A 13,968-nucleotide genomic window follows, 5' to 3' on the forward strand; every position below is an offset into this window, starting at 1 on the left:
TCAGATCAAGTCCCTCTGGGTTGCGGTTTCCGCCTGGGCCTCCAGGCTGAGTCCTTCGGTTTCATCGATGAAACGGATCACCTCATAGAGATAGTCCAGCTTGCCGGTGGCGATATAGATCTGCTTCTCCTGGTTGGGACGCAGCAGATATCCCAGCTCCACCAGACGCTTAAACACCAGCTTGATCTGTGCATCCACCTGGGTAGAGCTGGAGCCAAATAGGCGATAGTGGCTGATCTTGGCCAACTGCTCGCGAAACGCCGGCGTATCTTCGATACGGGTCTGTAGCTCATTGAGACGTACCGCCGCCCCTTCGGACAGGGGCGCATCCTGGCCGCTGGCCTCTTGCACCAGCACCAGCCACTCCACTAACGGGATCAGCGCATGGCAGATGTCACGAAACTGACTGGAGATAACCTTACGCTCATCATCACCCAGTTGCAGGTAACCGCAGAAGAACACCTCGCCCTCCCCGGCCGAGGCCAGGGTGCGGTTGATCTGATTCAGGTATTGCTCGACGCTGTCACGAGTGGTCTGGGATTTAAGCGCGCGCCAGGCGTCTTCGTTACTGGTACGGCAGATAAACTCGCCACGCAGCAAGGCTTCAATCAGGGCGCCCTGGCCCACGAGTACGGTTTGTGTGCTACTGCTCATTTACACAGCCTCCTTGGCAAAACGCTGGCTCAGCTTATCGGCAATGGGGTTAACTTGTGGCTTGACCACTTGTAATTTCTTGGTTTGCTTGTTGATGATATAGCGGTTGGCAAACAGGTTAAGCACCTCAGACTCAGGGTTCGGGAAGGCCCCCAATACCGAGATGTTATTGTTCTCACAGGCATCGAAGATCTTCTTCACGTTGCCATGGTGCAGGGTGCCCAGCTCGTCGATCGGCCAATGAATGGTGACATCGGCCCGGCCACGCAGCAGACGGGTAAAGGCCAGCAGGAACTTACACAAGATCAGATAGGCCATGCCATGACTCGAGGATTCGTTGAGCTGACGGTCGGTGCGGATCACCAGATCGCTGTTGCCCTCCTTGAGGCGCAGCTCGATCTCCAGCAGCTTGGCGATACCACCGGTCAGGGCGGCGCGGCCGATAATATCCAGCGCGCGGCGCATGCTGCTGGTGTAGTGCTCATCCGGCAAGTCGGCAAAACCCTCGGCCTTCCACTGCTTAAATGCCTTGACGAACACCTCCAGCTCGGGCCAGAACTCCAGCTCGCTGATACGCGAACGGATACGCACCGCCGACTCGCTCACCCCGTCGAGGAACAGCTCTTCACCCACCTCGCGGGTGATACGGGCACTCTGGGAGGCGATGCGGCGGTCGATATCCGCCAGCACGTCGTAGAACGCCGTCAGGTCAATACCGAAGTTACGCCCCTGCTCTCGCAGGCCCATAATAGCCTGAGGTACCATGACGTTGAGCAGCTGCTCGAGTTGCGGCACCAACTTGCGATAATCCAGCAGGCGAATGCCCTTGTCGTTGACGAAGCTCGACTCCTCACGGGCACGCTCCCAGGTCTCCGACAGGCTGGAGCCCGACTTACTGGCGATCACCGAGTCGAAGTGCTCGATATACTGCTTCACAGAGCCCATCAGCTGGTCCCGGCGCAGCAATAATTCTTCGCCCTGACGCAGACGCTCTGTGAGTCCACCTTGCATCTCATCCTGGCTCGATGGCAGCTTAAGCTCCGCCAGTTTGCGCATCACGGCGCGCAGCTTGGTCAGGTTCTCCGAGGCCTCCACCTGGATGGCGTCGGACTGCTTGCGCTCGCTATCATATTGCTGGCGCTGATGCTTAATCTCATTGGCCTTAGTGGTGAGCTGTTGACTCAGCTCGGTCACCGCCATCTTGACCTGGCTCAGCTCGGTCTGCAGCTTGGGCTTGCGCGCGAGCCAGGTGTGTTGATACCAGTCATCGAAGCGCAGTACCTCGCTGCGGCGCTGCTCCGCCTTGCTGATGTTGCTCTCCAGCTCGCGGATCTCCTGCTTGAGCTTGACGATCTTGGCTTCGTCGACGCCGCGGGATTTCAGCTCATCCTTATACCACTGCTCGCAGGCCTTCTGCTCTGCCTTGGCCGCCTGACGGCGATCGTTGATATTCTGCTTCACCTGGGAGAGCTGAGCATCCAAGGCACCGACCACTTCCTGCCAGTAGGCCTTCTTCTCCATGCGCGCCTCGAGCGCCTGCTCGTTTTGCTCATCGATCCACTCTTGGTGCTGAGCCTTGAGCTGTTTCATCTCGCTGTCGAGACGGGCGAGTCGCTTCTGAGACTCGGCCTTACGGGCACTCAGCGCCTGATTGATCTTCTCCTGCTCGGCGCGCTTCTCGTCGAACAGGCGGCGCAGATCGTCACGGCTGTTCTTATAGGCCGTCTTGGCGAAGGTGAGTTCGCGGTTAAGCTTATCCAGCTCGGCATTGATGGCCACCAGGACCTCTTCCGCCTCGGCCTGTAGCTGCTTGGCACTGGCCAGCGCCTCCTCGGCCTCGCTGTAACGCCCCCTGAGCTCCTGCTCCGAGGCGGCATATTCTGGGGTTGCCAGCGCCTTGAGATCCAGATCGACACCGTAGAAGCTGTCGCCGTCGGCCGACTTGGCCGGATGCAGGTCGCTGCGATGTAACAGCTCTGGGTTAATCAGCTTGCCTATGCTCTCCTCCCAGCCATCGATCTCCTTGCGCAGATACTCCAGCAGGGTGTGAGACTGAGGAAAGAGCACCTGATGCAGCTCATCCAGCGCGCCCTGGCGCTCGGTGACTCGCACGCCCGCCTGCCTCAGGCTCTCGTTGGCCTGATCCCGCTTGGCTCTGAGCTTACGCTCCTCCCCGGCGAGGCGATCCACCATGGCGTTGCAGGCCTCCTGCTCCTCGTCGGCGCGGGAGATACGCTCATCAAATACCGCCAGGTTCAGCTTCTCTTCTTCGCTGTAGGTGACGTTGTTGACCTGCATCTGCAGCTCCGCCGCGGTCAGCTTGAGCTGATATTCCTGCTCGTTATGCTTGGCGCGGCCCGCCTCCATCTGCTCGCGCCAGCTCAGCTCGAGAGCGGCCAGCTCTTCGCGGCCCGCCTCCTGCTGCTTGTCTCTGGCGCCCCGATGCTTATCCTGCTCCTTGTCGAGCTGTTCCAGCTCTCGGTTGAGGTTCTCGCCTATCTTGCTGCGACGGGCATTGTAGGCCGCCTCGATATCCTGATGCTTCTCTGTCTGTAGCTTATGACGCTCGGTCAGGTTCTCCAGGCTGGCACGCCAGCTCGGCAGCTGCTCAAGATCCAGCTTGGCCTGCTCTATGTCGGCATCGAGAAAACCGGCATGCTGATCTTCGATGATATCCAGCTCATGCTCTATCTTGGCCACGTCACCCTTGGCGGCGGAGAGGTCCAGGTTAAGCTCGTCACGCAGCTCCTTCCACTCGTCGTCGAGCTGACGCAGCTTGTTACCTAGATCTTTCGAGCGCTGCTGATTAAGCTCCTGACGCTCTATCTCTTGGGCCTCATCCTTGCCATAACCCCGCTTCAGGCCAGCCAGACGCTGCTCCGAGCTAAGCAGCTGGTTAAACTCCTGCTCCAGCTTGTCAAATTCGGGGCGGATCTGCTCGAAGCCTTGAATAAGCTGACTCTCGCGGATCCAAGACTCGACCCGCTGCGGGTTGAGACGAGAACTCGGCGGGTTAACCCCGTCCTCCTCCAAGATGGCGGCGATCATCGACTTGATGGTCTCCATCTTGCCCTCTTTGGAGTGCACCGCCTTGGCCAACTTCTCTATGTGGCGCAGCGTGTGTTCGTGCTGGCACAGGGAGAATTGACGGGCGTAGGCTCTCAGCTCGCTGCGATTGCTACCGGTGCTCAGCAGGGTGCGATCGTTTTGGATGATGGCGCGATATTCGCGGGTGTTCAGCAGGTTGGTCACCGCCACCCCGGCGCGCTTCATCTCACGGCCAAGCTCGGCCATGTTATGGCACAGAATCGATTCTCCCTGCTGGGACTTAACATAGTCTTCCAGCTCGAAGCCCTTGCCGATGAAGCGGTAGTTGACCCCCTTGCCATCTCCGGCCGAAGCCAGCACAGCCTGGGTCAGCAGGCCATCGTCGCGGCGATACTCGTAAATAATGTAGCTGGAATCGTGGGGCAGGTACCAACGCTCGAAGCTGTCACGGGTCGAAGGCACGACGCGGCTGGGGTACTCGCCATAAAACACGGGCACCAGACGCTGCAGTGTGGTCTTGCCCGAGGCGTTGGTACCACAAATGTTGGTGTGTCCATCGAGGGCGAGTTCCACAACGCCGGGGAGGTGCGTATTGATCAGCACGATACGATTTAAGCTTGGCATCTCTTTCCTTATCCAAACGAGCTTGTCGGCCGCCCAGCGGGGCGAGCAGCAAAGGGGAATAGCAAAACAATCCCACTAAAGTAAAACAAAGCTATCGGCTTGGCAATCTGGCCCGAGACTTGGGCGGGATAGTCGTTTAAAAAGCGTGCGTAACGCCCATTTTCAGGCGGTTTTCACGGCAGGAAGAAGGATGACGATAAGCATAAAGGTGGCGAGCGATATTCAAAATGTCACTTGGCCCGCGGCTAATGCTAATAGCTAATGCTAATAGCTAAGAGTTAGGAGCTGAGAGTCAGGGGCTAAGATCAGGGAGCTAAGACTGGAAGTTAGGCGTCGGGAGCAGAAATAGAAAGGGCCGACCAATGTCGACCCCAACTTAGATTTTCAATATCTGCATTTAAACTCTGCATTTAAACTCTGCATTTAAGCAGATTAGTCGGCTTGCTGATAGCCGATGCGGCGCGCCTCGTAGCGGTCCACCATCTCATCCATGCTCTCGGCTACCAGTGGACGCAGGCCGCTAAGGACTAAGGTCTTCTTGCCTGTGCCTACTAGCTTATCGCCGCAGTGCAGCTCAAATTTCAGGGTCACGTCACCGCGCTTGCCGTCGACAACCAGGGTCTGCTCCACCAGGCTGAGGGCGATGCTGTCAAAATCTAAGGTATCGAGATCGAAGGACATACTCTCGTAGATCACCAGGGGACGCGCCGGGTTGATCATCACGCCGTGCTGCTTCATCAGCGGCACCAACACATGGGTGAAGTTAAGCCCAGAGAAGGCCACATAGCTGCGCACGAAAGACTCGGTCTGCACCTCACACAGGGTCGACTCGCCGCTGCGAGTCACACTCAGGTATTGCTTATCCTTGTCATCCAGGATGGCGAAACCGTCATCGACCGCATCGGGAAACACCAGGTTAACACCATCCCCCACCATGCCCTCGAAGCGAAATGTCATCTTCTGGCTCAGTCCATACTGTCCAAGCACCAAGGCGAACAGCAGATCTCCGGGAACGCAGAACTTCTTGGCATCGACATCATGGATGGGATTGAAGTCCTGTGCGACCCCCTTGGCGAACTCACTCGCCTGCTGGGCTGACACAGAGACCAGTTGCTGTGCTTTGTTAAAATAAGGACTTAGAAACATATCGGCTCGTCAATCAAGGTTATGTAAATGGTTAAATAAAACGCTAGCTATAAATTTAAGGAGCCACAGTCTATAGCAAAACCCGCGAAACACTTCTCCGATGACTTGGGTCTGCCAAGAATGATTGCAATCTGAAGTGCTTAACCCCTTCCCCTCCTTACGTTAAAACCTGTGTCGGCTTGCCTATGCCGACCAGCCTGAGTCGAATTGGCAAACTGGCAAGTAAAGCCTAACATTACCTGCCAAACGACGCCTATCTCCTCCAGAAATCCACTAAAGCCGCAAAAAAGATGGATTTTTTAAAATTAACATTGTCAATCAAGGTCAAGAGATAACACCCACCCAAAACAACAACAAGCCATTGTTAATAAATAATTTTATCTCCAACCAACTCAGCAGCATTCTGAGACAGGCCCCTTTACTTTAACTTTACAAATGTTGATCTCAATCAAAAAAGTTAATGATAATAGTTTGCATTACGATACCTAGTTGATAGAATCGCCAGCAACTTAATAACCCTGATACAACAACTGGGAAGAGAAATGATGAAGAAAACGCTAATTGCCGCAGCACTGGTCAGCGCATTCGCTAGCCAAGCCGCTATCGCCTCTGACGAGACTCAAGAACTACGTAAAGTGATCGAACAGCAACAGAAAGTGCTGAAAGATCTAGAGAAGCGTCTTGAGCAAACCGAGCAGCGTGTAGAAAAGACGGCCGATGCCGTTGAAGAAAACAGCTCAACTAAGAGCGCTACCACTATCGGTGGCTATGGTGAACTTCACTACAACAACATCACAGACAACAAGTCAGGCAAAGACAAGAAAGAGTTCGACTTCCACCGTTTCGTACTTTTCTTCGGCCATGAATTCACCGAAAAGACACGTTTCTTCTCTGAGCTGGAAGTTGAGCACTCTATCTCTGGCGACGGCCAAAACGGTGAAGTTGAGCTGGAACAGGCTTACATCGAGCACGATTTCAACGACATGCTAACCGGTAAGGCGGGTCTATTCCTGATGCCAGTCGGTATCATCAACGAGACCCACGAGCCACCAGCCTTCTACGGTGTTGAGCGTAACCCAGTTGAGAAAAACATCCTACCAGCCACTTGGTGGGAAGCGGGTGCAAACCTAAACGTTAAAGCGGCACCAGGCCTGGCCTTCGATGCGGCGGTGACTTCTGGTCTATACGTAGATGAAGATTACAAGATCCGTGGCGGTCGTCAGAAGGTTTCTAAGGCTAAGGCTGAAGATCTGGCATACACTGCACGCGTTAAATACACTGCCGTTCCAGGTCTAGAGCTGGCTGCAACTGTGCAGTACCAATCTGATCTGACACAAGGCCGTGGCGATGTCGATACCGCTTCAGCAACTCTGATGACTGCACACGCTATCTACAGCATCGAAAACTTCACCGTTAAGGCACTGTATGCCCAGTGGGATATCGATGGTAAAGAAGCAGAAGCACTAGGTCGCGATGAGCAAAACGGTTGGTACATCGAGCCTTCATACCGCTTCAACGAAAGCTTTGGTGTCTTCGCTCGCTACAACGAGTATGACAACAATGCAGGTAACAGTGACGACACTAAGATCGAACAAACCAACGTAGGTATTAACTACTGGTTACACGAAAACGTAGTATTCAAGGCTGACTACGAAAAAGTTGGTGGCGCTAAAGATGCCGATGGTTTCAACCTAGGCGTTGGCTACCAGTTCTAATCTAAGCCATTACCAGCATAACAGTGCTCAGGGCTCCCGCTGAGCACTGTCTATGGCTAAGGCACCTTGCGAGGTGTCTTAGCCATAGTGAACGGATTCATTATCACAGGCCTCAATCCTCCTCTTGCTACTGGGTCAATCGATGAAATCACTCTCCATAAAACTTGTGTTAGCCTCTCTCTTCACCGCCTTCTGCGTACAGGCCGCCAGCGTCTACCAAAGCAGCGAAGACTTTATCAGCCAGGCCTTTGCCGGCCCCATGCCCAAGGCCAAGGTCTACTGGTTAGAGGATAGCGATAAGCAGGCGATCGAGGAGATCCTTGCCCACAAATTCAACAAGATGCGCCTGCGCTACTGGCTGCATGAAGGCGAGACAGTTTGGATCCTCGAAGAGATAGGCAAGGAGTCCCCCATCACGGTCGGCATCCATGTGAAAGAGAAGGCGATAGTACAGACCAAGGTGCTGGTCTACCGAGAGAGCCGCGGCGACGAGGTACGCCACGAGTTTTTCACCGATCAGTTTAAGCAGGCCAGGCTTACCGAGGAACATCAGCTGGATCGCAACATAGATGGCATCACAGGGGCCACCCTGTCGGTACGCGCCCTGACCAAGCTATCACGCATCGCCCTCTATCTGGACGACAAGGTCAACAAGCCCTAAGCCTAGGTTGGCGTTATCCTAAAGGCTGTTATATGATGACCAGCGAGCAGGCTAGCCCTGCTCTTTTCGTATCCAACAGGCTGTCAGCGCCGGGCATCCATGAGTCTGCTTTCGGCCGCGCGCCAGATAATAGTCAGAATAAAGAACGCCATAGATGACAAACAAGCCCCGCCACCCCCATCGTAAACCCCTGTGGCAGAAACTCGCCAAGATCTTCCGCCCCTGGCACAGACGCTTAGGGATCGCCAGCGCCCTCTTAGTGGTCATGGTTGCCGTCACTGGCGTCTTAATCAATCACAGCAACGACTTCGCACTAGACAGCGCCCATGTACATCAAGGCTGGCTGCTGGATCACTATGGCATCAAGGCGCCTGGCCGGGTCGCCATCTTCGAAACGCAGCCACTACTCGCCACCAGCGATAACCTACTCTGGCTAAAAGGCAAGCCAGTATTAGAAGCCCAAGGGCCACTGCTTGGTGCCCTCGCCTATGGCGAGCACTATGTGGCCATCGATGCCCAGCACCTCTATCTGCTGGGCCAAGACGGCGCCTTGCTTGAACAGCAGGGCCGGGCAACCGGCCTGCCTCAAGATCTCAAAGCCCTGGGCCTACTGCCCACAGGTGACGGCCAGCAGCTATGGCTCGACACTGATTCCGGCAGTTATCTGAGCGATGCCGATCTCATCGAATGGCAGGCGGCAAAGCCTCTGGTGGTCCTCGACTGGCAAGCGCCGCTGGCCGATGACAAGAGTCACGCGCTCATCCAGGAGTTATCACTCAACGCCCGCGCCATGCACCTCACTTGGGAGCGTGTGCTGCTGGACCTGCACAGCGGCCGCATCGTCGGGCTAGCCGGCTCGCTGATGATGGACTTAGTCGCCCTCAGCCTCATCTTCATGGCGATCTCCGGCCTCTATCTTTGGCAGCAGGCCAAGCCCAAAAAACGTAAAATTAAGTAGCGTAAGCTAAGGTCGACCAAGGCGAAATAGCGCGCCATATTCATTAGATTGTCTAGACCACTTAGACAGAGTAAATAAGACACAGTGATTAAGACACAGTGTTTAAGACACAAAAAAGCTCACCTAAGGTGAGCTTTTTTATTAAATATCTAAGGTGTAGGCGGCTTAACCCCCCACCAGCTTCTGCCACCAGGAGAGAGGCTCGCCACAGTTCTTAGCCGGCTGATAGCTCTCACTCAACGCCGGTAAAGCCACTACGTTGCCGCAATTGGCCTGCTTGGCGACACCAGTCTTGGCATCGAAATAGCCGGGCACCACGCCATTGACCGGTGTGCGTCTCAGGCTGATAGGCGCGCGCTGCTTGAGGAAGGCTTGGTACACGGCCATGGCACCGCTGCTGCCATAGAGACTGGTCTTACCGTTATCGTCCAGTCCCACCCAGACGGCGGCCACGTTGCGCTCATCGAATCCGGCAAACCAGGAGTCTCGAGAGTCGTTACTGGTGCCCGTCTTACCCGCCAGAGTCACGCCAGGGAAGGCCTTACCCAACCTGGCCGCGGTCCCCGACTGCACCACCTGAGTCATGGCGTGTTGCACCAGGAAGTCGCTGGATACTGAGATTGCCTGATCCGCACCACGCTGACTGGCCGACAGCGGCTGATTGTCGGCGTCCAGCACATGGGTCACCGCATTCAGCTGACGGTAACGACCATTGTCGGCCAGGGTCTGATACACCTGAGCCACCATCAGCGGCGAGCCGTTGACGGCCCCCAGCAACATGGAAGGATACTCGGGGATCGTCTCATTCCAGCCAGACTTGGCCAGCGTGGTCGCCACCGCCTCTGTGCCAATCGCCATCCCTAAGTTCACCGTCGGCACGTTCATCGACTTCTTGAAGGCGGTTATCAGCGGCACCTCGCCGGAGAACTGCTTGTTGACGTTCTGCGGCGACCAGGTCTTACCATGAGAGTTAGTCAGGGTGATAGGTTCATCCTTCAATGGCGTCGCCAGGGTATACTTGTCCCCTTGGCTCAGGGCCGTGGCATAGACAAACGGCTTGATCAGCGAGCCTATGGGGCGACGGATCTCCACCGCACGGTTAAAGCCTTGATAGCTTGGCACCTTGTCACCCACCATGGCGGCAATACCCGCCGAATACTTGTCGGTCACCACCATGCCCACCTGCAGCGCCTTGTCACGCTGCTCCAGGTTCTTCATGGTCGAGCGCACGGCCTGCTCGGCCGCCTCCTGAGCCAGAGGATCTAAGGTGGTGTAGACCTTGATACCCGACTGTTGCAGCAGGCTGTCGCCGAATCGACGCGACAGCTCGCCGCGCACTACGGCAAAGAAGGCCGGTAGCTTCTGATGTACAGGCTTACTCGCCTTACGTACCCCAAGGGGAGACTCCACCGCCGCCTTGTATTGCGCCACCGACAACTGACCCGACTCCATCAGGAGGCGCAGCACCAGATCCCGTCGTTCCTGAGCCCGCTCGGGATAACGCCAGGGGTTATAGTAGGAAGGCCCCTTGATTGCCGCCACCAGGAAGGCCTGTTGGGGTAGAGTCAACTCGGCGATGGGCCGGCCGAAGTAGAACTGGGAGGCCAACCCCATGCCGTGCACGGCGCGGGACTTGTCCTGGCCCATATACACCTCGTTGAGATAGGCCTCTAAGATCTCATCCTTCTCGTAGCGAAAATCTATGATGATCGCCATCAGGGCTTCCCTAAGCTTACGTATGATGGAGCGCTCGCTGGAGAGGAAGAAGTTTTTCGCCAGCTGCTGGGTCAGGGTCGAGCCGCCTTGCACCGTGCGCCCGGCGCTGATGTTGACCATGGCCGCGCGTATGATGGCAAACGGATTGACGCCGTGATGTTCAAAGAAGCTCCTGTCTTCCACCAGGATCAGCGCGTCGACAATCGCCTCGGGCATCTTGTCGGTGGCCACAAACAACCTGTCTTCGCCATCGCCGGTGATCATGCGATCCAGCAACACGGGCTCCAGATGGAACACCGCCAGCTCACGACGATCGCTATTGCGCGCCACCGAGGCGACCCCTTGGCTGTCGAAGGTGATCATCACCCGCTGGGCTTCCTGGGAGCCCTGAGGATGCAGGAAGGGGCGACGCCAGAGATCCACCTTGGTCTTGGAAGCAGAAAATTCTCCCACCTGGCGTGGGTTGGCCACCTTACGATAACCCAGCAGCTTAAGCTCGGCGATCAACTGAGCATGGCTCACGGCGGCGCCGGGATAGAGTGCCATGGAGCGGCTGAATACCTGGGCCGGCAGATGCCACTTCTGCCCCTCAAACTTGCGGGCAATGATCTGATCCAGATAGATGCTGTAGATGGTCATGGCGGCAAACAGGACAAGGGCGAGCTTCCAGCTCAAAGACCAGATCCTACGGCCCCAGCCCGGCCTAGCGGTCACGGCACGCTTGCTCTTGGTCGACTTGCGCTTTCGCGATTGACTATTAGCCGCCTTGCCATTAGCTGACTTGCGCGGTTTAGATTGTTTTGGCGTCTCTTTCTTCGTCATCGTATTTCCAGTAAAACAGCGAAAGGGCTAGAGGCCTTTCGCCGACATCTTTTTCTTGGTCAATTTGGTCGGCAGGGTGTTGGCTGGATCGTCCGGCCACAGATGTTTGGGATAGCGTCCCTTCATCTCTTTCTTCACCTCGACATAGGGGCCGGCCCAGAAGTTGGCCAGATCGGCGGTCAGTGCCAGCGGCCGCATGGCCGGTGACAAGAGTTCCATGGTCACCACCAGCTGCCCCTGAGCCAATCTGGGGCTCTCGGCCATGCCCAGCGCCTCCTGCAGGCGCACGCTCAGCAACGCACGTCCGCAGCCTTCATAACGTATCGCCGCCCGAGTGCCCGTCTTCATGGGCCAATGGCTCGGCAGTGCCTCATTTAAAAATTGCTGCAACCCCCACTCCATCCGGTTGAGGAGCAAGGTATAAAAATCCAGTCCCTTGAGCTGGCTCAGACGGCGCACCCCGTCTAGATAGGGGCCGAGCCAGACTGGCAGCGTCGCGAGCAAGGCCTGGTCACTCAGATCCGGCCAATCTCCCGCGAGAGCGAGTTTGCTCGCCAGGGCGACGCGCAGGCGAAGCTGTTCCACCTTATCATCAAATCCCAGTAGGGAGAGCCCCTTGTTACGGATCAGCCGATAGATGGCCTGCCTGATCGTTTCTTCATCCAGGGTATCTAGGGGCCGCTCATTCAATATGATAGCGCCGATGCGCTGCTGAGTTAACCCGTAAAAACGTGCCTTCTCCTCATCCCAGCCGGTCTCAACCCTCGACTTAACTAGGCTCGTCAGGGGACCCTCGAACAGCGCCGCGTCCAGCTTGGTCGCCAGTCGAATACGACCGCTGCTCTGGCCTGCACTCTCCTGAAAGTCGGCGACCACCAACCAGGGTTCACCCTGCAAGGCATCGTCATCGTTGAGTGCGACGCCTGCGCCGCAGGCCAGCTGATATCCCTTGGCGCCACGGGCCTTGGCGATGCGATCGGGAAAGGCCAGCGCCAGCAAAGTCGCGATATCCTGGTCACGACTCTCGCTGATGGCCTTGGCTATCAAATTACCGCGACCAGCGTCCATCCTGGTTAGATATTGCAGCGCCAGCTTGGCGACTTCGCCGCTCCTGGCATCATTCAAATAACGGCTGATATCGGCGCCGCGTCTTGCCAGGGCGCGTGATTCCAGTAGCGCCGCCAAAACGGCAGCAAGGGGCAGGTAATAGGCCTCACCGAGGCTGTCCATCTCCTTGGCCGCCAGCAGCATGTGAGCCAAACGCGGATGACAACCAAGCCCGTAGGCGGCTCGGCCATGGGCCGTGATGCGCCTGCCACCATCCACCAGCGCCAAGGCTTGCAGCAGCTCCCAGGCTACTGTCTCATTGGCCTCGGAGGGAGGCGAGATCAGCGGCAGTGCATCGAGGGCATTTACGCCCCAAAAGGCGGCATCCAACACCGCATTGGTCAGATCCCCATGGAGGATCTCCGGCTCATCGGCCTTCAGCAGTCGCTCATGCTCCTGTTGCGGCCAGAGACGAATACAGTGGCCCTCGCTCAGACGACCGGCGCGGCCGCTACGCTGGGCCGCCGACGACTGGCTGATCCGTTTGAGCGACAAGCGGCTCACCGACGTCCTGGGGTTGAAGCTGGCCTGACGCTTATAGCCGGCATCCACCACCAGGCGGATATCTTGGATGGTCAGGCTCGACTCGGCCACGTTGGTGGAAAGCACCAGCTTACGCATCCCAGGCGGTGGTGGCGCAATGGCGCTGTCTTGCTGTGCTGGCGGCAGGGCGCCATACAGGGGCGTGATTAAAAACTGCTTGGGGTCGAGGCGCTCGGTCAACAGCGTCTGCAACCTTGTTATCTCTCGCTGGCCGGGCAGGAAGGCCAGCAAAGAGCCCTCTCTATGCTCGGCCACCGCCTCGACGATCACCCTGGCCATATGCTGCAGCCAGTCCTGATGGGCGGTGCTGGGGCGATAACTCAGGCTGACGGGAAAACTGCGCCCCTCACTCACTAGGCTGCCCGCCTCTGGCATCAGCGCTGTTAACGGCAGACCATCCAGGGTCGCCGACATGGCCAGAATCTTAAGATCTTCGCGAAACGAGGCCTGAACCTCCAGCGCCAGTGCCAGGCCTAGATCTGTTGTGAGATGACGCTCATGGATCTCATCGAAGATGATCAAGCCGTAGCCAGATAGTTCAGGGTCTTGCTGGATCATCCGAGTTAATACGCCTTCGGTCACCACCTCGAGACGCGTCTTGTCACTGACACGGGACTCGCCGCGCACCCGAAAGCCCACCGACTGCCCCACGCCCTCGCCGCGCCTGGCGGCAATAAAGTGTGCCACGCTGCGCGCCGCGATGCGTCTGGGCTCGAGCATCAAGATCTTACCCTGAATCTCAGGCCAGTCGAGCATGGCTAAGGGCAGCGCGGTCGACTTACCCGCGCCGGTTGGCGCCTGCAAGATCAGTTGGGCGTTATCCGCCAGCGTCTGCTTGATCTCGGGGAGTAGTGTCTGGATCGGGACTTGGTTAAATTCTTGAGTAGCTACTTGGTTCAAAGGCGGCGTTCAATCGGCAAAAACTGGCGACAGTTTACTAGAGATGGCGGCAAAGCTAAACAGAGGAGTCCCTG

General features: G+C 56.9%; 8 protein-coding genes. 3 read left to right on the plus strand and 5 right to left on the minus strand.

What is annotated here, in order from left to right; translation table 11 throughout:
- The 3 genes from GNT65_RS15500 to GNT65_RS15510 form a co-directional block, all read right to left on the minus strand.
- Positions 1 to 654, minus strand: coding sequence for a condensin complex protein MksE (locus tag GNT65_RS15500; RefSeq protein ID WP_160797822.1), 654 nt, complete (start codon positions 652 to 654; stop codon positions 1 to 3).
- Positions 655 to 4,326 (minus strand): ATP-binding protein, encoded by a 3,672-nt coding sequence (locus GNT65_RS15505; protein ID WP_160797823.1) that lies wholly within the window; start codon positions 4,324 to 4,326, stop codon positions 655 to 657. It abuts the gene before it with no gap.
- A gap of 432 nt (positions 4,327 to 4,758) precedes the next feature.
- Positions 4,759 to 5,472 carry a DUF3581 domain-containing protein gene (locus GNT65_RS15510; RefSeq protein WP_160797825.1) on the minus strand — a complete coding sequence of 238 codons (714 nt, stop codon included), beginning with the start codon at positions 5,470 to 5,472 and terminating at the stop codon, positions 4,759 to 4,761.
- A 545-nt stretch (positions 5,473 to 6,017) separates the two neighbouring features.
- On the opposite strand from GNT65_RS15510, the gene GNT65_RS15515 reads away from it, so the two are divergent.
- The 3 genes from GNT65_RS15515 (at position 6,018) to GNT65_RS15525 (ending at position 8,806) form a co-directional block, all read left to right on the plus strand.
- Positions 6,018 to 7,187, plus strand: coding sequence for a porin (locus tag GNT65_RS15515; RefSeq protein WP_181006326.1), 1,170 nt, complete (start codon positions 6,018 to 6,020; stop codon positions 7,185 to 7,187).
- Positions 7,188 to 7,329: 142 nt separating this feature from the next.
- The gene (locus GNT65_RS15520; protein ID WP_160797829.1) at positions 7,330 to 7,848 is read left to right on the plus strand and encodes an FMN-binding protein; all 519 of its coding nucleotides are present in this window, start codon (positions 7,330 to 7,332) and stop codon (positions 7,846 to 7,848) included.
- A gap of 154 nt (positions 7,849 to 8,002) precedes the next feature.
- Positions 8,003 to 8,806 carry a PepSY-associated TM helix domain-containing protein gene (locus tag GNT65_RS15525; RefSeq protein ID WP_160797831.1) on the plus strand — a complete coding sequence of 268 codons (804 nt, stop codon included), beginning with the start codon at positions 8,003 to 8,005 and terminating at the stop codon, positions 8,804 to 8,806.
- A gap of 165 nt (positions 8,807 to 8,971) precedes the next feature.
- On the opposite strand, the gene mrcB is transcribed toward GNT65_RS15525, so the two are convergent.
- Both mrcB and hrpB read right to left on the minus strand, forming a co-directional pair.
- Positions 8,972 to 11,344: a penicillin-binding protein 1B gene (gene mrcB / locus GNT65_RS15530; protein ID WP_181006322.1), complete on the minus strand. Its 2,373-nt coding sequence runs from the start codon at positions 11,342 to 11,344 to the stop codon at positions 8,972 to 8,974.
- A gap of 27 nt (positions 11,345 to 11,371) precedes the next feature.
- A complete protein-coding gene (gene hrpB, locus GNT65_RS15535; RefSeq protein ID WP_160797833.1) occupies positions 11,372 to 13,894 on the minus strand; it encodes an ATP-dependent helicase HrpB in 2,523 nt (840 codons plus the stop codon).
- Positions 13,895 to 13,968: the final 74 nt, after the last annotated feature.

Origin of the sequence: Shewanella insulae (assembly GCF_009831655.1) — a bacterium.
Taxonomy (GTDB): Bacteria; Pseudomonadota; Gammaproteobacteria; order Enterobacterales; family Shewanellaceae; genus Shewanella; species Shewanella insulae.